Origin of the sequence: Streptomyces sp. NPDC059649 (assembly GCF_042734445.1) — a bacterium.
Classification (GTDB): Bacteria; Actinomycetota; Actinomycetes; order Streptomycetales; family Streptomycetaceae; genus Streptomyces.
This window is the reverse complement of the sequence record NZ_JBHWDV010000019.1, coordinates 15,040-34,624: the sequence shown is the minus strand read 5'-3', so window position 1 is coordinate 34,624 and position 19,585 is coordinate 15,040. Positions and strand designations below refer to the sequence as shown.

Here is a 19,585-nt window from a genome sequence, read left to right as displayed (position 1 = left end):
CGCGTGAACGGCCGGGGGCGGGCCCGAAGCGCCCGTGGGGACGCGTCAGTCGTTCAGTTCCTCGGCCAGCGCGCGCAGCGCGAGCCGGTACGAGCCGATGCCGAATCCGGCCACCGTGCCACTGGCCACGGCCGCGATGACCGAGGTGTGGCGGAACTGCTCGCGGGCGTACGGATTGGAGATGTGCACCTCGATGAGCGGGGCGGTGCGCTGGGCGGCCGCATCCCGCATTCCGTACGAATAGTGCGTGAACGCACCGGGGTTGATGACGACCGGGACGGCTCCGTCGGCGGCCTCGTGCAGCCAGCGGATCATCTCGCCCTCGTCGTTGGTCTCCCGGACCTCGGCCTCCAGGCCCAGCTCCTTGCCGAGCCGGGCGCACTCCTCGACCAGTCCGGCGTAGGAGGTGGCACCGTAGACATCGGGCTCGCGGGAGCCCAGCCGGCCGAGGTTGGGACCGTTCAGGACGAGTACCCGTCGCAGGGCGCCGCTCATGAGGCGATCTCCGCGTGCGCGGCCAGCAGCATGGCCGGGTCCGGGCCCTCCAGGACGGTCGGCTTGGCCAGGCCGTCCAGGACGATGAAGCGCAGCCGGTCGCCGCGGGACTTCTTGTCGACCTTCATGGTCTCCAGCAGCTTGGGCCACTGGTCGCCGCGGTAGGTAAGCGGCAGCCCGACGGAGGCCAGCACCGCGCGGTGCCGGTCGGCGGTGGCGTCGTCCAACCGGCCGGCGATCCGGCCGAGTTCGGCGGCGAAGACCATGCCGACGGAGACCGCCGCGCCGTGCCGCCAGTTGTAGCGCTCGTTCTTCTCGATGGCGTGCGCGAGGGTGTGGCCGTAGTTGAGGATCTCCCGCAGACCGGACTCCTTGAGGTCCGCGGAGACCACCTCGGCCTTGACCCGGATGGCCCGCTCGATCAGCTCGGCGGTGTGCGCGCCGTCGGGGCGCTTGGCGGCCTCGGGGTCCGCCTCGATCAGGTCGAGGATCACCGGGTCGGCGATGAAACCGGCCTTGATGACCTCGGCCAGGCCGGAGACGTAGTCGTGCACCGGCAGGGTGTCCAGCGCGGCCAGGTCGCACAGCACCCCGGCCGGCGGGTGGAAGGCGCCGACGAGGTTCTTGCCCTCGGCGGTGTTGATGCCGGTCTTGCCGCCGACCGCGGCGTCGACCATGCCCAGGACGGTGGTGGGGATCGCGATCCAGCGCACCCCGCGCAGCCAGGTGGCGGCGACGAAACCGGCCAGGTCGGTGGTGGCCCCGCCGCCGACGCCGACGATCACATCGCTGCGGGTGAAGCCGGACTGTCCCAGCGCCTTCCAGCAGTACGCCGCGACCTCGACCGTCTTGGACTCCTCGGCGTTCGGCAGCTGGACGGCGATCGCGTCGTAGCCCTGGGAGGCGAGGTCCTCGCGCAGTGCGTCACCGGTGGCGGCCAGCGCCTCCGGGTGCAGCACGGCGACCCGCTTCACGCCGTCGCCGATCAGGCCCGGGAGTTCACCGAGCAGCTGCCGCCCGACGAGCACCTCGTACGGGTCGGTGCCCGCGGTGCCGCCGACCTGGATCCGGGTGGCCTGCTCCGTCATGCGTTCTCCTCCCTGTGGGCCGCCTGCGGGGCACCGCCCGCGGCCGGCCACAGCTCCAATGCGTCCAGGATCGCCCCGGCGACCTGCCCGGGGGTGCGCTCCGCCGTGGGGATCACGGCGCGCGCGACCTCGGTGTAGAGCGGACGGCGTCGTTCCATCAGTTCGCGCCACTGCTTGCGCGGGTTGACCGCGAGCAGCGGACGGGGGGCGTCGAGGCCCACCCGCTTGACGGCGTCGGCGAGTTCGACGTCGAGGAAGACCACCGGCAGCCCGGTCAGCAGCTTCCGGGTGCCCTCGTCGAGGACCGCGCCGCCGCCGAGCGCGAGCACGCCCGGGTGCTCGGCGAGCGCGCTCCGGACCGCCTCCCGCTCCAGCTCGCGGAAGTGCGCCTCGCCCTCGTCGATGAAGATCTCGGCGATCGGCCGGCCGGCGGTGGCGACGACGTCCGCGTCGGTGTCCCGGTAGCCGACCCCCAGCCGCTCGGCCAGCAGTGCGCCCACCGTGGACTTACCGGCACCGGGCGGGCCGATCAACACGACGACCGGGGACGTCATTTGATCGCCAGGTTGTCGAGGAAGCCCCGCACGTTGCGGCGGGTCTCGGCCACGCTGTCGCCGCCGAACTTCTCCACCACGGCGTCGGCGAGCACGAGCGCGACCATCGCCTCGGCGACGATCCCGGCGGCCGGCACGGCGGAGACGTCGGAGCGCTGGTGGTGGGCCTGGGCCGGCTCGCCCGTGGTGACGTCCACGGTCTTCAGGGCGCGCGGCACGGTCGCGATCGGCTTCATCGCGGCCCGCACCCGCAGCAGCTCGCCGGTGCTCAGGCCGCCCTCGGTGCCGCCCGCGCGGCCGGAGACGCGCCGGATGCCCTCGGGCGTGCCCACGATCTCGTCGTGCGCCTTGGAGCCGGGCACCCGGGCCAGCTCGAAGCCGTCGCCGATCTCGACGCCCTTGATCGCCTGGATGCCCATCAGGGCACCGGCGAGCCGGGCGTCCAGCTTGCGGTCCCAGTGCACGTGCGAGCCGAGGCCGACGGGAACGCCGTAGGCCAGCACCTCGACCACACCGCCCAGGGTGTCGCCGTCCTTGTGGGCCTGGTCGACCTCCGCGACCATCGCCTTCGAGGCGTCCGCGTCCAGGCAGCGCAGCGGGTCGGCGTCCAGCTTCTCGACGTCGGCCGGCGTGGGGTACACGCCCTGCGGGGCCTTGACGGAGCACAGCTCGACGACATGCGAGACGATCTCGATGCCCGCGGTCTCCTTCAGGAAGGAACGCGCCACCGCGCCCAGCGCCACCCGCGCCGCCGTCTCCCGGGCCGAGGCACGCTCCAGGATGGGCCGCGCCTCGTCGAAACCGTACTTCTGCATACCAGCGAGGTCGGCGTGGCCGGGGCGGGGACGGGTCAGCGGCGCGTTACGGGCCAGCGCGGCCAGCTCCGCCTCGTCCACCGGGTCGGCCGCCATCACCTGCTCCCACTTGGGCCACTCGGTGTTGCCCACCATGATCGCCACCGGGGAACCCAGCGACAGGCCGTGCCGCACCCCGCCCAGGAACGTGACCTCGTCGCGCTCGAACTTCATCCGGGCACCGCGGCCGTAACCCAGCCGGCGGCGCGCCAGGGCGTCCGCCACCAGCTCCGTGGTGATCGGGACGCCGGCCGGAAGGCCCTCCAGCGTCGCCACCAATGCGGGGCCGTGCGACTCCCCCGCCGTCAGCCAGCGCAACCTGCTCAACGGTGCTCCTCAGTACTGCTCATCCGCGTACGGTCTCCCCCTGATCCTCCCACGTCACGCGGGAGCGGCGGCGTCGAGTCCAGGAAGCGGACCCCGGCGTCCGCGTGGGGATGCGTCCGGTGGCTCAGCGGGCCGCGAGGGCGGCCTCGCCGGCCGCGCGCATGGCGGCCAGGGGGGCGGGCGAGCGGCCGGTCATCTGTTCCACCTGCAGCACGGCCTGGTGCACCAGGAGGTCCAGGCCGCCGACCACCGCGCCGCCGCGCTCGGCCCAGGCGCCGGCGAGCGCGGTCGGCCAGGGCTCGTAGAGGACGTCGAAGAGCGTGCCGGGCCGGTCCGGGACGGCGGCGGCGAGGGCGTCGGTGGTGCCGGCGGGGGTGGTGGCGATGGTCAGCGGGGCGGCGAAGGCCTCGGCGGCCCGTTCCCACGGGGCGGTGCGGACGGTGACGCCGAGCCGCTCGCCCCAGCCGCGCATCTCGTCGGCGCGGGCCTCGCTGCGGACGTACGCGGTGACCTCGCCGGTGCAGATGCGGGAGAGCGCGGCGAGGGCCGAGGAGGCGGTGGCTCCGGCGCCCAGCACCGAGGCCCGCTCGACCTGCTGGACGCCGCGCTCGCGCAGCGCGGCGAGCAGGCCGGGAATGTCGGTGTTGTCGCCGCGCCGGCGGCCTTCGGCGGTGAAGACGACGGTGTTGACCGCCTCGATCGAGGCCGCGGTGGGGGTGATCTCGTCGAGCAGCGGGATCACCGCGCGCTTGAGCGGCATGGTCAGCGAGAGCCCGGCCCACTCCGGCCCGAGCTTTTCGACGAATCCGGGCAGCGCGGCCTCGTCGACCTCGTGCCGGCCGTATTCCCATCCGGTCAGACCGAGTGCGTCATAGGCGGCACGGTGCAGCACCGGGGAAAGGGAGTGCGCAATGGGCGATCCGAGTACCGCCGCACGGCGTGTGGGACTCATTGCTTCGCCTTCTTGTGTTCCTGTTCGTAAATGCGGCGGTTCCGCTCGTGCTCTTCGTTCGTCTCGGCGAACAGCGTCTTCTCCGGGCTGATCGAGACGAAGTAGTACCAGTTTCCCTTGGCCGGGTTGATGGCGGAATTGATCGCCACCTCACCGGGATTGCCGATCGGCCCGGGCGGAAGTCCCTTGAACTTGTAGGTGTTGTAGGGGTCGTTGAAGTGCCGCAGATCGTCGACGGAGCCGGTGTCCAGGGTGCTCTGGGACCGGGCGTAGTTCACCGTCGAGTCGAAGTCGAGCAGGCCGTAGGTCTCGGTGTTGTTCGGCTTGAGGCGGTTGTAGACGACCCGCGCGACCTTGACGAAGTCGTGCTTGTACTTGCCCTCGGCCTGGGTGAGGCTGGCGACGGTGAGCAATTGCAGCGGCGAGGAGAGGTGGAATTCGCGCGCCTTGTTCTCCAGGTCGTACTTCGCGTAGACCTGATTGGCCCGCGACACCATCTGCCGGAGGACCGTGGCCGGCTTCGCCTTGTCGCCCACGCTGTAGGTGGACGGGTAGAGGAAGCCCTCCAGTGGGTCCTTTATCTTCGGGGAGTCGTCGGCCCAGGACGGCAGTCCGAGGTTCTTGGCCTGGCTGTGCGCTATGTCCTTGGTGGTCCCCGGCTTGAGCTTGAGCTTCTTGTCGATCAGCTTGTAGACCGTGGCCGCCCGGAGCCCCTCCTGGATCGTGAGGCCGTTACGGCTCTTCGGGTCCAGCATCAGCTCGATGGCCGAGGCCGCGGACATCTGCTTGCGCAGCGAATAGGTACCGGGCTGGAGCGACCTGGCCTTCTTGTTGTCGTCGGCCGCCTCGGTGAAGGCCCCGGCGCTCTTGATCACGCCCTTTTTCGCGAGGATCTGGCCCATTTCCAGGCCCGTCGAACCATCCGGAATGTCGACCTGGACCGAACCGGAGCCCTCGCCCTCGTAATCGGGCGCCGAGCCGAAGTGGGCCATGAAGAAGTCGTAGCCGAAATAGCCGACGGTGCCGACCGCGCCGGCGAACACCAGGGTCATGACCAGGCAGGCGGTGCCGCTGCGGCGTTTGTTCTTCTTGCCGTTCCGTTTGCCGCGCCGCTCGCGGCCGTCCCGGCGGTCGCCCGGTTCGTCGTCGGGGTACCCGTCCGCGTCCTCGTCGGCGAAGAACGAGTGATCGGCCTCCGGGTCCCGCGGCCGCTCGGGATCGGCCCGCCAGTCGTCGCCCGGGTCGTCCCCGTAGGCGGTGTTCTCGTAGGGGGCGTTCTCGTAGGGTACGTGCTCGTAGGCGGCGGTCTCGTACCCGGTGTCCTCGTACGGTGCCGCGGCGGGCTGCTGTTCGTACTGGCCGGGCGGGTACGGCTGCTGGTGCGGCACCTGCTGCTGTGGGTGCGGCGGTGCCTGCTGCTGCCCGTGGTGCGGCTGCTGCTGGTACGGGTCCTGATGGCCGTAGTAGTCCTGGCCCGCTCCGGCGTAGGGATCGGCCGGGGGCTGCTGGGCGGCGTAGGGGTCGTACGGGTCGTAGGCCGGCAGTTGCCCGGTCGAGGAGCCGTCCCAGCCTCTGTCGTAGTGCTGCGCAGGGTGCTGCTGGGGATCCGCGGGGTGCTGCGGGGCGGGCTGCTGCCCGCCCCACTGCGGCTGCTGCGCCTGGCCTCCGTAAGGCCCCTGGTCTCCGTAGAGCGGGTCCTCGGGGTGCCACGGTTCGGAGCCGTAGCCCCGGCCATACTCGGTCATCGATCCCCTAGAGCCGAGAGGCGGTGCGCTCCGTACGGGCAACGCGCTTGCTGTACCGATCCGCCTCTACTTGCACGTGCGGCTGTTCGAACCACCGCCGCATCGCGCGGCACGTTACCGTATCGCGATCAGATGACCACTTCGACGCTCTCGCCCGGAGGTTCCCCGGACAGGCGTTCGGTTTCCAGTGCGCTCTGCAGAATGACCACCGCGGCCGCCTGGTCGACGACCGACCGGCCCTTCTTGCTGCGCACGCCGGAGGCCCGCAGGCCCTGGGTCGCGGTGACCGTCGACATCCGCTCGTCGACCAGCCGGACCCCTACGGGTGCGATGTTCTGCGCCAGTTCCTGGGCGAATGCCCGCACCTTGGCCGCGGCCGGCCCCTCTCCCCCACTGAGGGAGCGGGGCAGGCCGACCACGACCTCGAGGGGTTCGTACTCCTCGACGATCGCCTTGAGGCGGCGGTGCGCTGACGGGACGTCACGTCCCGGGACGGTCTCGACGGGGGTGGCGAGGACCCCGTCGGGGTCGCACGAGGCGACCCCGATACGGGCGTCCCCGACATCGACCGCGAGGCGCCGGCCGCGTCGCATCTCACTCACCCGCGTCAGGCCGCCTCGGCGACCAGGCGCTCGACGGCCTCGATGGCCTCGGGCACCGCGGCCGGGTTCTGGCCGCCGCCCTGGGCGACGTCCGGCTTGCCGCCGCCACCGCCGCCGAGCGTCTTGGCGGCGCTACGGACCAGGTCACCGGCCTTGATGCCGCGCTCGCGGGCGGCTTCGTTGGTGGCGATGACCGTCACCGGGCGGCCGCCCGCGACCGAGAAGAGCGCCACGACGGCGGCCCGGCCGCCCTGGATGCGGCCCCGTACGTCGAGGACCAGCTTGCGCAGGTCGTCGGCGGCCGTGCCGTCCGGGACCTGGCCCGTGACAACGGCCACACCGCGGACGTCCCGGGCGCCCTCGGCGAGCCCGGCGGCGGCCTGGAGCACCTTCTCGGCGCGGAACTTCTCGATCTCCTTCTCGGCGTCCTTGAGCTTGCCGAGCATCGCCGAGATCTTCTCCGGCAGCTCCTCGGAACGGCCCTTGACCAGCTCCTGGAGCTGGGCGACGACCGTGTGCTCCTTGGCGAGGAAGTTGTACGCGTCGACGCCGACCAGGGCCTCGATGCGGCGCACGCCGGAGCCGATGGACGATTCGCCGAGCAGCTTCACCAGGCCCAGCTGGGCGGTGTTGTGCACATGCGTGCCGCCGCACAGCTCCTTGGAGAAGTCGCCGATGGTGACGACGCGCACCCGCTCGCCGTACTTCTCGCCGAACTCGGCGATGGCGCCCTGCTTCTTGGCGTCGTCCATCGACATGATCTCGGCCTGCACGTCGAGCTCGCGGGCCAGGACCTCGTTGATCTTCTGCTCGACGTCCGTCATCACGGCCGTGGGCACGGCGGACGGCGAACCGAAGTCGAAACGGAAGCGGCCGGGCTGGTTCTCCGAACCGGCCTGGGCGGCCGTCGGGCCGAGGGCGTCGCGCAGCGCCTGGTGCGTGAGGTGGGTGGCGGAGTGGGCGCGGGCGATGGCGCGGCGGCGGGCCACGTCGATGGTGGCGTGGGCCGTGGCGCCGACCGTGACCTCGCCGACCTGCACGACGCCCTTGTGGACGTACACGCCCGGAACCGGCTTCTGGCAGTCGCGGACCTCGACCACCGCGCCGTTGTCCAGCTTGATGCGGCCGGTGTCACCGATCTGGCCACCGCCCTCGGCGTAGAACGGGGTGCGGTCCAGGACGACCTCGACCTCGTCGCCCTCGGTGGCGGCCGGCGAGGAGGCGCCGTTGACCAGCAGGCCGACGACCGTGGACTCGCCCTCGGTGGAGGCGTAGCCGACGAAGTCGGTGGCGCCGGCGGTGTCGGCGATCTCGCGGTAGGCGCCGAGGTCGGCGTGGCCGTGCTTCTTGGCCTGGGCGTCGGCCTTGGCGCGCTCCCGCTGCTCCTTCATCAGGCGGCGGAAGCCGTCCTCGTCGACCGACAGGCCCTGCTCGGCGGCCATTTCGAGGGTGAGGTCGATCGGGAAGCCCCAGGTGTCGTGGAGCAGGAAGGCCTTGTCGCCGGGGAGGACCGAGGAGCCGGCGGCCTTGGTGTCCGTGACGGCGGTGTCGAGGATGTTGGTGCCGGCCTTCAGCGTCTTGAGGAAGGCGGCCTCCTCGGCGAGGGCGACCGTCTCGATGCGGCGGCGGTCCTCCAGCAGCTCGGGGTACTGCTGGCCCATGGTCCTGATGACCACGTCCAGCAGCTCGCCGACGACCGGGCCGGTGGCGCCGAGCAGGCGCATGTTGCGGATGGCGCGGCGCATGATGCGGCGCAGGACGTAGCCGCGGCCCTCGTTGCCGGGGGTGACGCCGTCGCCGATGAGCATCGTGGACGTGCGGAGGTGGTCGGCGACCACGCGCAGCGAGACGTCGGCGCCGTCGGTGGAGCCGTAGCGGACGCCGGTGAGCTCGGTGGCCTTGTCGATGACGACGCGCAGGGTGTCGGTCTCGTACATGTTGTGGACGCCCTGGAGGATCATCGCCAGGCGTTCCAGGCCGAGGCCGGTGTCGATGTTCTTGCTGGGCAGCTCGCCGAGGATCTCGAAGTCCTCCTTGCCGGTGCCCGCGCCGCGCTCGTACTGCATGAAGACCAGGTTCCAGATCTCCACGTACCGCTCGTCGTTGACGGCCGGGCCGCCCTCGACGCCGAATTCGGGGCCGCGGTCGTAGTTGATCTCGGAGCACGGGCCGCACGGGCCGGGAACGCCCATGGACCAGTAGTTCTCCTTCTTGCCCAGGCGCTGGATGCGCTCCTTGGGCACGCCGACGACCTCGTGCCAGATCCGCTCGGCCTCGTCGTCGTCGAGGTAGACGGTGATCCAGAGCTTCTCCGGGTCGAGGCCGTAGCCCCCGTCGGCCTGCGAGCTGGTCAGCAGCTCCCAGGCGTACTTGATGGCGCCTTCCTTGAAGTAGTCACCGAAGGAGAAGTTGCCGCACATCTGGAAGAACGTGCCGTGCCGGGTGGTCTTGCCGACCTCCTCGATGTCCGGCGTGCGGACGCACTTCTGGACGCTGGTGGCCGTCTTGTAGGGCGGCGTGACCTCGCCGAGGAAGTACGGCTTGAAGGGGACCATGCCCGCGTTGACCAGCAGCAGCGTCGGGTCGTCCGCGATGAGCGACGCCGACGGCACGACGGTGTGCCCGCGCTCCTCGAAGAAGCGCAGCCAGCGCCTGCGGATTTCAGCCGACTCCATCAGTGGTCCTCTTTTCCAGTCGGTCCGGTCAGACCGGTCGGTCCGGTTGTTCTCGTGGTTCGGTGGTGTCCTTCGAGCACCGCGCGCCGCGGTGCGGGCAGCTCGCGCGGCTCGGCCGGCGTGCTCAGGCCGAGTGCCTCGTGCAACTGCTCTTCACGGTCCGCCATTCCGCTGCGTACGTCCAATGCAAATTGGCGCAGCCGGTGTCCGGTCTCGACGGCCTTGTCCGCGGCCTGCGCGGCGAGGCTGTCGGGCTGCAGCTTGCGCAGCTTTTGGTGGACCTTGTTGGTGGCCCACACCCCGGCGGCGGCGCCGGTGGTGAACCAGAATGCGCGGCGGAACATCGCGGTGATCAGTCCTTGGAGCGGCGGTTGCGGCGCCCGCCGCGGCGGGCGCCGGGCAGGGTACGGCCGACGACGGTGCGGCGCGGCTCGGGTGCGCCCTTCTTGCCGATCGCGCGGCGCACGCCGTAGCCGAACGCGGCCACCTTGACCAGCGGTCCGCCGAAGGCGGAGGAGACGGTCGAGGAGAGCGCGGAGGCGTTCGCGGTGACCTCCTGGACGTCGGCGGCGATCGCGTCGACGCGCGCCAGCTGGGTGTGCGCGGAGCGGACGGTCGCGGAGGCGTCGGCCAGCAGCGGCACGGCCTGCTCGGACACCTCGGCCACCATCTTCGTCGTCGCCTTCAGCGTCTGTGCGAGCCTCACCAGCACGAGGGCGAGGAACGACACGAGGATCGCCCAGAAGACGGCCACGAGGATCCCGGCCACCTCTCCACCGGACACGTTGGCACCACTCTCCGACTGGTCTGGTTTCGTCCTGCTCGAACGGCAACCTTGACCTTATCGCGCCGTGACTGTCCGTCCGTACCCAGTTCTCCGCGCCGGGACGGGGGTGTCCGCGGAATCCGGAGAGGTGATTGTACGGTCCGCATCCCGCCGAGTACGCTCCGTGTGCCATGCGACGCTTCACGGGCCCCGCGCCCGCTTCCGGCCCCTCTCCCGACGGTCCGGGAGGACCGGGGAGGCCGCCCCGCGGGACGGACGGGCCGCCGGGCGGGCCGGGCAATCTCCCCGCGGAGCCGAACCGGTTCATCGGCCGCGACGACGAGCTGGCCGAGCTGGTCCGGCAGGTGGGGGCGGCCCGTCTGGTGACCGTCACCGGGCTCGGCGGGGTGGGTAAGTCCCGGCTGGTCCAGCATGGTTCGGCGATCTTGCAGGATCGCTTCTGCGATGGGGTGTGGCTGGTCGAACTGGCCACCCTGAGCGAGCCCCACCTCCTGGACCACGCGGTCGCCGAGGCGCTGGCGCTGGCCGACCACAGCGGCCGCCCGGTGCGCGCCGCGCTCTGCGACCACCTGGCCGGCCGTGAACTGCTGCTCGTCCTGGACGGCTACGAGCATCTGGTCGACGCCTGCGCCGGGCTGACCGCCGAACTGCTGCGCCGCGCGCCGGGGCTGCGGGTGCTGGCGGCCGGCCGGCGGCCGCTGGGGATCGCGGGCGAGCAGCTGCTGCCGCTGGCGCCGCTGCCCGGGGGCGATGCGGCGGCGCTGTTCGCCGACCGGGCCGCGGCCGTCGTTCCGGGCTTCACCGTCGGGCGGGCGAACGAGGCCGCGGTCGACGAGCTCTGCGACCGCCTGGACGGCATCCCGCTCGCGCTGGAGCTGGCCGCCGGGCGGCTGCGGGCGCTGTCGGTGGACCAGGTGCTGCTCCGGCTCGACGACCGGTTCCGGCTGCTGACCGGCCGGGCCCGGGGCGCGCTGCCCCGCCACCGGACGCTGCGCTGCGCGATCGGCTGGAGCCATGAGCTGTGCACACCCGGGGAGCGGCTGCTGTGGGCGCGGCTGTCGGTGTTCGCCGGGCAGTTCGACCTGGAGGCGGCGGAATACGTCTGCTCGGGCCCGGAGCTGCCGGCCGACGAACTCCTGGACATCCTGGAGGAGTTGGTCGCCCAGTCGGTGCTGGTCCGGGAGGAGACCGCGGCCGGGGTGCGCTACCGGATGCTGGACACCGTGCGGGCCTACGGCGCGGGCTGGCTGGAGGCGACGCACGACGCCGAGCGGCTGCGGCGACGGCACAGGGACTGGTACCTGGGGCTGGCGACGTGGTGCGAGCTGGACTGGTTCAGCTCACGTCAGGCGGAGATCGCGGCCCGGATCGAGGCCGAGCTGCCCAATCTGCGGATGGCGCTGGAGCAGAGCCTGCAGAGCGCCACCGAGACGCATCTGGGGCAGTACCTGGCGGGCACGCTGTGGTTCTACTGGGTCGGCTGCGGGCGGCTGTCGGAGGGCCGGCACTGGCTGGACCGGGCACTGGAGCTGGACGGCGGCCATGACGACGCCCGGCTGAAGGCGCTGTGGGTGGCCGGTTACGTGGCGGTGCTCCAGGGGGACACCGTGGGTGCGCTGGGGGCGTTGCAGGAGTGCAGCGAGGAGGCCGAGCGGACCGGGAACGCCACCGCGGCCGCCTACGCGCTGCACCGGACCGGCTGTCTGGCACTGGTCTGTGACGACATGCCGCGGGCCGAGGAACTGCTGCGCGGCGCGCTGGCCCGCTACCGGGAGATCGGCGAGCTCAACAGCAATGTGCTGATGGGGCAGGTCGAGCTGGCGATGGCGGTGGCCTTCCAGGGCGAGCTGGCGGACGCGGTGCGGCTGTGCGAGGACGTCCGGGAGGTGTGCGAGGACCACGGGGAGCGCTGGACGCTGGCGTACGCGCTGTTCGTGCTGGCCTTCGCGGCATGGTCGCGGGGCGAGGACGGGCGGGCCCGGGTGCTGCTGGAGGAGTGCCTGGCCATCGACCACACCTTCCACGACCTGCTGGGCGCGGTGCTCGCGATCGAGCTGCTGGCGCTGGTGACGGTGGGCGAGGGCGATCCGGCGGAGGCGGCGGTGCTGCAGGGCGCCGCGGGGCGGATCTGGCCGTCGGTGGGCCTGCCGCTGTTCGGCTCGCGCTACTTCAGCCGGCCGCACGCGCTGTGCGAGGAGCGGGCCCGGCGGGAGCTGGGGGACGGGGCCTACGAGCGCTGTCTGCGGGAGGGCGGCCGGCTCGACCTGGACGCGGCGGTGGCCCGGGTCCTGCGGCCGGCCGGCCCGCTGCCGGCGCCGCGCCGTGCGGTGCGGATCGCACCGCCGGCCACGCACGAGCCCGCCGCCTCCCCCTCCGCGAGCGGCGGGGAGACGGCGGGCTGAGGGTGCGACGCCTGCGGAGCGGTCAGCGGGCGTAGTACTCGACGACGAGCTGCTCGTCGCAGATCACCGGGATCTCCTTGCGGTTGGGGTCCCGGTCCAGACGGAACGCCAGCGCCGGGAGGTTGACCTCCAGGTAGCGCGGGGTCTCGCCGTCGGGGGCGTAGCCACCCTCGCGCGCGACCTGGAAGGGGTGCTTCTCGCGGCTGCGCTCGCGGACCATCACGACGTCGCCGGGGCGGACGCGGAAGGACGGCTTGTCGACCTTGCGGTCGTTGACCGCGATGTGGCCGTGGACGACCATCTGGCGGGCCTGGTAGATGGTCCGGGCGATGCCCGAACGCAGGACGAGCGCGTCCAGACGGCGCTCCAGCTCGACCACCAGGGCCTCGCCCGTCTTGCCCTCGGCCTTCCGGGCGCGGTCGTAGGCGCGGGCCATCTGGCGCTCGCTGATGTCGTACTGCGCGCGCAGACGCTGCTTCTCCAGCAGACGGACCTTGTAGTCGCTGCTCTGCTTGCGGCCGCGGCCGTGCTCGCCGGGCGGGTAGGGACGGGCCTCGAAGTACTTGACCGCCTTGGGCGTCAGCGCGATGCCGAGGGCGCGTGACTTCTTGACCTTGGGACGCGACTGGTTCACGTGGAACGTTCCTCCATGTAAGTTAGGTGAGGCTTACCTTAGCGCGAGGAGAACGCATGTTTCGACCTGGGATCCCCCTGCCGGGTGCCGCTCAGAGCACCGGGACGGGTCAGCCGCGTCCCATGGAAGACGCCCAGCAGCAGCCCACCGCCGCCGAGCGCGTACGCACTCTCGTCGAGTCCCATGGTATGGCGTCGCTGAGCGTCCCCGGCGTCGAGGATCCTGACGGGACCGGGCTGACCGCTCCGGTCTGCCGGACCGTAACGCCCGACGGAGACGTGCTGTTGCTTGTCCCGGGCGACTGTGCGGCGGCCCGGGCGGCCGCATACGCCCAGGACGACGACCTGACCGCCGTGATGGAGATCACGGATGTGGCACCGGTCTCGGTGCCCCACCGGATCCGCGGACGGGCCTGGCTGGCCGGCTGGCTGACCCCCGTACGCAACGGTCGGCGCGCCGAGGCCGCGCTGCTGCTCGCCGAGCGGCACCCGGTCGGCGAACTGCTCGGACTCGGCGAGGCGCTGCACCCGGAGCCGGCACCGGGACTGTCCGGACGGACCGCCTGGATGATGCTGCGCCTGGAGGTCGGCGAGGGCGCGGTGGACGACCTCTGGGGCGCCGGGCCGGTCGAGCCGGACGACTTCGCGGCCGCAGCGCCCGATCCGCTGGTCGCCCACGAGACCGAGCTGCTGCAGCACCTGGCCGCGGCGCACGGCGAGCAGGTCCGCGGGCTGTGCACACTGCTGGGCGAGCGCGGCCGGGTCTGCGGGGCACGCGAGAGGGCCGTACCGGTGGCCCTGGACCGCTTCGGGCTGCGGGTCCGCTTCACCGACCCCGCACAGCGCTCCTTCGACGCCCGCTTCGACTTCCCCGAGCCGGTACGGGACGTGACCGAGCTGCGGCGGGCGATGCACACGCTCTTCGAGGCCGCGGCCCAATAGGCCGCGCAGGAGGGCCACTTGGGCCGATGCCGGCGGTGGCTACTCGGCGGACGGCTCCCCCGAGGCGCCGCGCAGACGGGCCCGGACCCGGTCGGCCACGTCGGCGTAACGGGCCTCGGCGCCGTGGCGGGTGGGCTCGTAATAGCGCTTGCCGTGCACCTCGTCCGGGGCGTACTGCTGGGCCGCGATACCGCCGGGCAGGTCGTGCGGGTACTGGTAGCCATGGCCGTGGCCGAGCTTCTGGGCGCCCTTGTAGTGGCTGTCGCGCAGATGGAGCGGCACCGCGCCGGCCTTGCCGGCCCGGACGTCCGCCAGCGCGGCGTCGATGGCCAGATAGGCGGCGTTCGACTTCGGCGCCAGGGCGAGGGCGATGGTGGCCTGGCTCAGCGTGATCCGCGCCTCCGGGAAACCGATCAGCGCCACGGCCTGGGCGGCGGCGACCGCGGTCTGCAGCGCCGTCGGATCGGCCAGGCCGATGTCCTCGCTCGCCGAGATCATCAGCCGCCGGGCGATGAACCGCGGGTCCTCCCCCGCCTCGATCATCCGCGCGAGGTAGTGCAGCGCGGCATCGACGTCCGAGCCGCGGATCGACTTGATCAGCGCGCTGGCGACGTCGTAGTGCTGGTCACCGGACCGGTCGTACTTCACCGCGGCGCGGTCGACGGACTCCTCCAGGGTCCGGAGGGTGACCTCCTTCTCCCCCTTGGCCAGCGCGGATCCGGCGCCCGCCTCCAGGGCGGTCAGCGCGCGCCGGGCGTCGCCGCCCGCGATCCGCAACAGATGCGCCTCGGTGTCCTCGGGGAGCGTGACGGCCCCGGCCAGCCCGCGGGCGTCGGTCAGCGCCCGGCGCAGCAGGGCGCGCAGATCGTCGTCCGTGAGCGGTTCGAGGGTCAGCAGCAGCGAACGGGAGAGCAGCGGGGAGATCACCGAGAAGTACGGGTTCTCGGTCGTCGCGGCGATCAGGGTGACCCAGCGGTTCTCCACGGCGGGCAGCAGCGAGTCCTGCTGGGCCTTGCTGAAACGGTGGATCTCGTCGAGGAAGAGCACCGTCTCCTTGCCGTACCCCCCGGAGGCACGGCGGGCGCCGTCGATGACCGCGCGGACCTCCTTGACGCCGGCGGTGATCGCGGAGAGCTCCACGAAGCGCTTGTTCGTCGCCTGGCTGACGACGTACGCCAGGGTCGTCTTGCCGGTGCCGGGCGGGCCCCACAGGAACACCGACGACGGCCCGGCCGGACCTCCGCTGCCCTCGCCGACCAGGCGGCGCAGCGGGGAGCCGGGCTTGAGCAGATGCTGCTGGCCCACGACTTCGTCGAGGGTGCGCGGGCGCATCCGCACGGCGAGCGGAGACCCCGCGGGGTCCTTCTCCTGGCGTTCTTCGGCGGCGGCGGTGAACAGGTCGGGCTCCACGCTCACGAGCCTATGCCACCCCACTGACAACGCCCCGGCGACCGTCGGGGACGGGCCGGGGCGCGGGCGGGCCTCCCACACGAGCGGGAGGACGGTTCCCTACAGCAGGCTGCTCCAGTACGACCACCAGCGGGTCAGGATCAGCAGCGCGATCACGCCGTACCAGAGGACCGGCACGACCCAGTGGAACTCCACGACCGCGTTCCGCACGCCCGCGGGGGCCGGGATGACGCCGTGCTTGATGTTGTGCGCGGTGGTGTACCAGAACATCAGGATCGTCACGCACCAGGTGAGCGTGCACCACAGGCACAGCGCGTTGATGCTGTACAGCGACTGGGTCATCAGCCACATGCAGAAGACCGCGGCGAGCCCGGTGCCGATGTTCAGGCCGATCCAGTACCAGCGGCGGAAGCGGGCACCGGCCAGGACGGCCATGCCGATCGCCACGACCACGCCGAAGCCGACCAGCCCGGCCATCGGGTTGGGGAACCCGAAGACCTCCGCCTGCTCGCTCTGCATGACGCTGCCGCAGGAGATGATCGGGTTGAGGCTGCAGGCCGGCTTGAAGTTCGGGTCCTTCAGCAGCTCGAACTTGTCCAGGGTGATGACCCAGGCGGCCAGGATGCCCAGCGCGCCGGTGATCACCAGCAGCAGCCCGAGGCCGCGGCCCGCGCCGAGGGTGCGCGCGCCGCTCGCGTGGTCGTCGTCGATGGACACGTCGTCAACCGCTGTCGTCGTCATATCGCCGTTCCGTCGATCCCTTGGGAAATGGGGGCCGGGGCCGCGGCAAGCGGGCCCGCGGCCGCGTCCCTCATTGTGCCCCAACCCCACCACAACGGGCCGTTCGCTGCGCATAAAGCGGAGGAACCCCGGGGGCGGGCGTTGACGCGAGGGGACCCGGACGGTCACCACCGCCCGGGCCCCTCGATGCCTCGTCGTCCGAAGGCGCTCAGCCCAGCCGGCGCCGGACCTCTTCGGTCACCGCGTCCAGCGCGACCGGCGTCTGCTCGCCGCTCTCCAGGTCCTTCAGCTGGACGACGCCCTCGGCCAGGTCGCGCTCGCCGGCGACCAGCGCCAGCCGCGCACCGGAGCGGTTGGCGGACTTCATGGCGTTCTTCAGGCCCTTGCCGCCGTACGCGAAGTCGGTGGCGACGCCGGCCCGGCGCAGCTCGGTGACCGCGCCGAACAGCACCCGGCGGGCCTCCTCGCCCAGCGGGACGGCGTAGACGGTGGTGGCCGCCGGGATGTCGAGCGTGACGCCCTCCGCCTCCAGGGCCAGCACCGTACGGTCCACGCCGAGCGCCCAGCCGACGGACGGCAGCGCCGGGCCGCCGATCATCTCCGACAGGCCGTCGTAGCGGCCGCCGCCACCGACCGCGGACTGCGAACCCAGGCCGTCGTGGACGAACTCGAAGGTGGTGCGGGTGTAGTAGTCCAGGCCGCGGACCAGCTTCTCGTCGTCCTCGTAGGCCACGCCCGCCGCGGTCAGCAGCTCGCGCACCTGCTCGTGGTAGGCCTTGCAGGCCTCGCAGAGGTAGTCGCGCAGCATCGGCGCCCCGGTCAGCTGCTTCTGCACCGCGTCGCGCTTGTCGTCCAGGACGCGCAGCGGGTTGATGTCGACCCGGCGCCGGGTGTCCTCGTCCAGGTCCAGGTCGCGCAGGAAGTCCTGCAGCGCGGCGCGGTAGACGGGGCGGCACTCCTTGTCACCCAGCGAGTTGAGCAGGATGCGGAAGTTGCGCAGGCCCAGCGAGCGGTACGCCTGGTCGGCCAGGATGATCAACTCGGCGTCCAGCGCCGGGTCCTCGGCACCGATCGCCTCGGCACCGACCTGGGAGAAGTGGCGGTAACGGCCCTTCTGCGGACGCTCGTAGCGGTAGTACGAGCCGGAGTACCACAACTTGACCGGGAGGTTGCCGGCCTTGTGGAGGTTGGCCTCCAGCGCGGCGCGCAGCACGGACGCGGTGCCCTCGGGGCGCAGCGCGATCCGGTCGCCGCCCTTGGTCTCGAAGGCGTACATCTCCTTGGTCACGATGTCGGTGGACTCACCGACACCGCGCGCGAACAGCTCGACGTTCTCGAAACCGGGGGTCTCGATGTAGCCGTAGCCGGAGTTCTTGAGCGGCGCGGCGATCGCCTCGCGCACCGCGAGGTAGGTGGCGGACTGCGGCGGGATCAGGTCGTAGGTGCCCTTGGGGGCCTTGAAGGTGCTCACGAAGCTTCTCGTCACATTCCTCGTCGTGGAGCGGCGCGGACGCCGTCTCCGAGGCCGGCGGCCACCTCGCGAAGGAAGGGGTTGGTGGCGCGCTCGCGGCCGATGGTGGTCTGGGGGCCGTGGCCGGAGAGGACCACGGTCGAGTCGTCCAGCGGCAGGCACACGCGGGCCAGTGACCGGAGGATCTCGGCGTGGTCGCCGCCCGGCAGATCGGTGCGTCCGATGGAGCCGGCGAACAGCAGGTCGCCCGAGAAGAAGACCGGCGGGATGTCGGCCTGCTCGGGCATCCGGAACGTCACCGACCCCTTGGTATGGCCCGGAGCGTGCGCGACCGAGAACTCCATTCCGGCGAGTTCAAGGACGGCACCGTCACTCAGCTCCTTGACGTCGTCGGGCTCCCCCACGGTGAGGTCGCCCATGAGCTGCTGGCCGACGGAGAGGCCCAGGGCCTTCTCCGGGTCGGTCATCATGTAGCGGTCCTCGGGGTGGATCCAGGCCGGGACGTCGTGCGCGCCGCACACGGGGACGACCGACGCGACGTGGTCGATGTGGCCGTGGGTGAGGACGACCGCGACGGGCTTGAGCCGATGCTTCCTGACCGCGTCCTCGACTCCCTGGGCGGCCTGGTGGCCCGGGTCGATGATCACGCACTCCTCGCCTGCGGCGGGGGCGACCAAGTAGCAGTTGGTGCCCCAGGCCCCGGCGGGGAACCCGGCAATCAGCACGTTCGTCCTTAAGGATCGGTGTGGCGGGCGGCCGCGGGGCCGCTCCCGGACATCTCGGCAGCTCCAGAGCCTACCGGCGGGACTCCCGGCAGGGCGAACCCGTATTACGGTACGGCGACGGCGCACCTCAGCGATCGGTGATCGGACAAGGAGACGAGTCGGTGGTCAGCAAGGATCAGCGGCGGCGGCAGCTCGCCCGGGAGAAGTACGCGCGCCAGCAGCAGCGGCGGACCGCCGCCCAGCGCAAGGCCAGGCGCCGCAACACCGTCATCGCCGGCGCGGTGGCCGTCGCGCTGGCCGCCGGCGGGGCCGTCTACGCCTCCACCGCGCTGATCGGCGGCGACGACCGGACGTCCGACCGGGCGGCGGGCGGTCACCGGCCGGACGACCCCTGCCGCACGCCCGCGAAGGGCAAGCCCTCGCAGCGGACCTGGAAGAAGGAGCCGAAGATGTCGATCGACACCTCGGCCTCCTACACCGTGAAGCTGGCGACGACCTGCGGCACGATCGGCCTGAAGCTGGACGCCGGCAAGGCGCCGCACACCGTCAACTCCTTCGCCTTCCTGGCCGGTCAGGGATTCTTCGACCACAGCCGGTGCCACCGCCTGGTGGACCAGGGCATCCACGTGCTGCAGTGCGGCGACCCGACGGCCACCGGCAGCGGCTCCCCCGGCTACACGATCCCGGACGAGAACCTCAAGGACCCGCGGCTCAAGGGCGGCGTCTACCCGGCGGGCACGGTCGCGATGGCCAACAGCTACGACGGCACGAACCCCAAGACCCGCAACTCCGGCGGCAGCCAGTTCTTCCTCGTCTTCCAGGACAGCAAGCTGCCCGCCAACTACACGCCGTTCGGCACGATCACCGGCGGTATGGACGTGCTGCGCAAGATCGCCGCGGCCGGGGCGACGGCCCCCGATCCGCAGACCAACAACACCGCGCCGCACGCCACCGTCGTGATCGACCGGGCGACCGTCACGAGGTCCTGACCGGCCGCCGGGCGGAATTTCGGTCGCGCTGGATGCGGACAGCCGACCGCCGGTCGCCTAGATTGGCGTGTGGGTAGGGTGCCTGGTCCGACGGCTTCCACCCTCACCCGCAAAACCGCCCGTCGGACGGCCAGGGCGCGGCCCTGCCGGACAGAAACTGTGGACGATGCCGGGGGGCCACCACGCCCGCGTC

General features: G+C 71.9%; 18 protein-coding genes. 3 read left to right on the top strand and 15 right to left on the bottom strand.

Translation table 11 applies throughout. The features are described 5' to 3' along the window. Positions 1–45: 45 nt before the first annotated feature. The 10 genes from aroQ to ACFV1J_RS20675 form a co-directional block, all read right to left on the bottom strand. Complete coding sequence (gene aroQ, locus ACFV1J_RS20720; protein WP_261952570.1) at positions 46–495, bottom strand: type II 3-dehydroquinate dehydratase; 450 nt, start codon at positions 493–495, stop codon at positions 46–48. After that, positions 492–1,583 (bottom strand): 3-dehydroquinate synthase, encoded by a 1,092-nt coding sequence (aroB, locus tag ACFV1J_RS20715; protein ID WP_385860170.1) that lies wholly within the window; start codon positions 1,581–1,583, stop codon positions 492–494. Before aroB ends, aroQ begins: the two co-directional genes overlap by 4 nt. Continuing rightward, a complete protein-coding gene (locus ACFV1J_RS20710) occupies positions 1,580–2,137 on the bottom strand; it encodes a shikimate kinase (RefSeq protein ID WP_385860168.1) in 558 nt (185 codons plus the stop codon). Before ACFV1J_RS20710 ends, aroB begins: the two co-directional genes overlap by 4 nt. Continuing rightward, complete coding sequence (gene aroC / locus ACFV1J_RS20705; RefSeq protein ID WP_385860165.1) at positions 2,134–3,318, bottom strand: chorismate synthase; 1,185 nt, start codon at positions 3,316–3,318, stop codon at positions 2,134–2,136. The genes ACFV1J_RS20710 and aroC overlap by 4 nt, the downstream gene beginning before the upstream one ends. Positions 3,319–3,442: 124 nt before the next feature. Further along, positions 3,443–4,270 (bottom strand): shikimate dehydrogenase, encoded by an 828-nt coding sequence (locus ACFV1J_RS20700; RefSeq protein ID WP_385860163.1) that lies wholly within the window; start codon positions 4,268–4,270, stop codon positions 3,443–3,445. After that, complete coding sequence (gene mltG, locus ACFV1J_RS20695; protein ID WP_385860161.1) at positions 4,267–6,015, bottom strand: endolytic transglycosylase MltG; 1,749 nt, start codon at positions 6,013–6,015, stop codon at positions 4,267–4,269. Before mltG ends, ACFV1J_RS20700 begins: the two co-directional genes overlap by 4 nt. Before the next feature lie 128 nt (positions 6,016–6,143). Then, complete coding sequence (gene ruvX, locus ACFV1J_RS20690; RefSeq protein WP_385860335.1) at positions 6,144–6,608, bottom strand: Holliday junction resolvase RuvX; 465 nt, start codon at positions 6,606–6,608, stop codon at positions 6,144–6,146. 14 nt (positions 6,609–6,622) lie between these two features. Continuing rightward, positions 6,623–9,292 (bottom strand): alanine--tRNA ligase, encoded by a 2,670-nt coding sequence (gene alaS, locus ACFV1J_RS20685; protein WP_385860159.1) that lies wholly within the window; start codon positions 9,290–9,292, stop codon positions 6,623–6,625. Then, on the bottom strand, positions 9,292–9,636 hold the full coding sequence (locus tag ACFV1J_RS20680; RefSeq protein WP_385860157.1) for a DUF6167 family protein: 345 nt from the start codon (positions 9,634–9,636) through the stop codon (positions 9,292–9,294). The genes alaS and ACFV1J_RS20680 overlap by 1 nt, the downstream gene beginning before the upstream one ends. Positions 9,637–9,644: 8 nt before the next feature. Further along, on the bottom strand, positions 9,645–10,061 hold the full coding sequence (locus ACFV1J_RS20675; RefSeq protein ID WP_385860333.1) for a DUF948 domain-containing protein: 417 nt from the start codon (positions 10,059–10,061) through the stop codon (positions 9,645–9,647). A gap of 188 nt (positions 10,062–10,249) precedes the next feature. On the opposite strand from ACFV1J_RS20675, the gene ACFV1J_RS20670 reads away from it, so the two are divergent. After that, the gene (locus ACFV1J_RS20670; RefSeq protein ID WP_385860155.1) at positions 10,250–12,481 is read left to right on the top strand and encodes an ATP-binding protein; all 2,232 of its coding nucleotides are present in this window, start codon (positions 10,250–10,252) and stop codon (positions 12,479–12,481) included. Positions 12,482–12,503: 22 nt separating this feature from the next. Here the strand turns inward: ACFV1J_RS20670 and rpsD are convergent, their stop codons facing one another. Next, positions 12,504–13,115 (bottom strand): 30S ribosomal protein S4, encoded by a 612-nt coding sequence (rpsD, locus tag ACFV1J_RS20665; protein ID WP_261952560.1) that lies wholly within the window; start codon positions 13,113–13,115, stop codon positions 12,504–12,506. A gap of 188 nt (positions 13,116–13,303) precedes the next feature. Between rpsD and ACFV1J_RS20660 the strand changes: the two genes are divergently transcribed. Then, positions 13,304–14,056 (top strand): DUF2470 domain-containing protein, encoded by a 753-nt coding sequence (locus tag ACFV1J_RS20660; RefSeq protein ID WP_385860330.1) that lies wholly within the window; start codon positions 13,304–13,306, stop codon positions 14,054–14,056. 39 nt (positions 14,057–14,095) lie between these two features. Here ACFV1J_RS20660 and ACFV1J_RS20655 read toward each other — a convergent pair whose 3' ends face one another. The 4 genes from ACFV1J_RS20655 to ACFV1J_RS20640 form a co-directional block, all read right to left on the bottom strand. Further along, positions 14,096–15,466: a replication-associated recombination protein A gene (locus tag ACFV1J_RS20655; RefSeq protein ID WP_385860152.1), complete on the bottom strand. Its 1,371-nt coding sequence runs from the start codon at positions 15,464–15,466 to the stop codon at positions 14,096–14,098. Positions 15,467–15,565: 99 nt separating this feature from the next. Then, positions 15,566–16,207 carry a vitamin K epoxide reductase family protein gene (locus ACFV1J_RS20650; RefSeq protein ID WP_385860149.1) on the bottom strand — a complete coding sequence of 214 codons (642 nt, stop codon included), beginning with the start codon at positions 16,205–16,207 and terminating at the stop codon, positions 15,566–15,568. Between the two features lie 208 nt (positions 16,208–16,415). Next, positions 16,416–17,678, bottom strand: a complete 1,263-nt coding sequence (gene hisS / locus ACFV1J_RS20645) for a histidine--tRNA ligase (protein ID WP_385860147.1) — start codon at positions 17,676–17,678, stop codon at positions 16,416–16,418. Positions 17,679–17,689: 11 nt separating this feature from the next. After that, a complete protein-coding gene (locus tag ACFV1J_RS20640) occupies positions 17,690–18,403 on the bottom strand; it encodes an MBL fold metallo-hydrolase (RefSeq protein ID WP_385860145.1) in 714 nt (237 codons plus the stop codon). Positions 18,404–18,564: 161 nt separating this feature from the next. Here ACFV1J_RS20640 and ACFV1J_RS20635 point away from each other — a divergent pair, with 161 nt between their 5' ends. Beyond that, positions 18,565–19,392 (top strand): peptidylprolyl isomerase, encoded by an 828-nt coding sequence (locus tag ACFV1J_RS20635; RefSeq protein WP_385860143.1) that lies wholly within the window; start codon positions 18,565–18,567, stop codon positions 19,390–19,392. Positions 19,393–19,585: the final 193 nt, after the last annotated feature.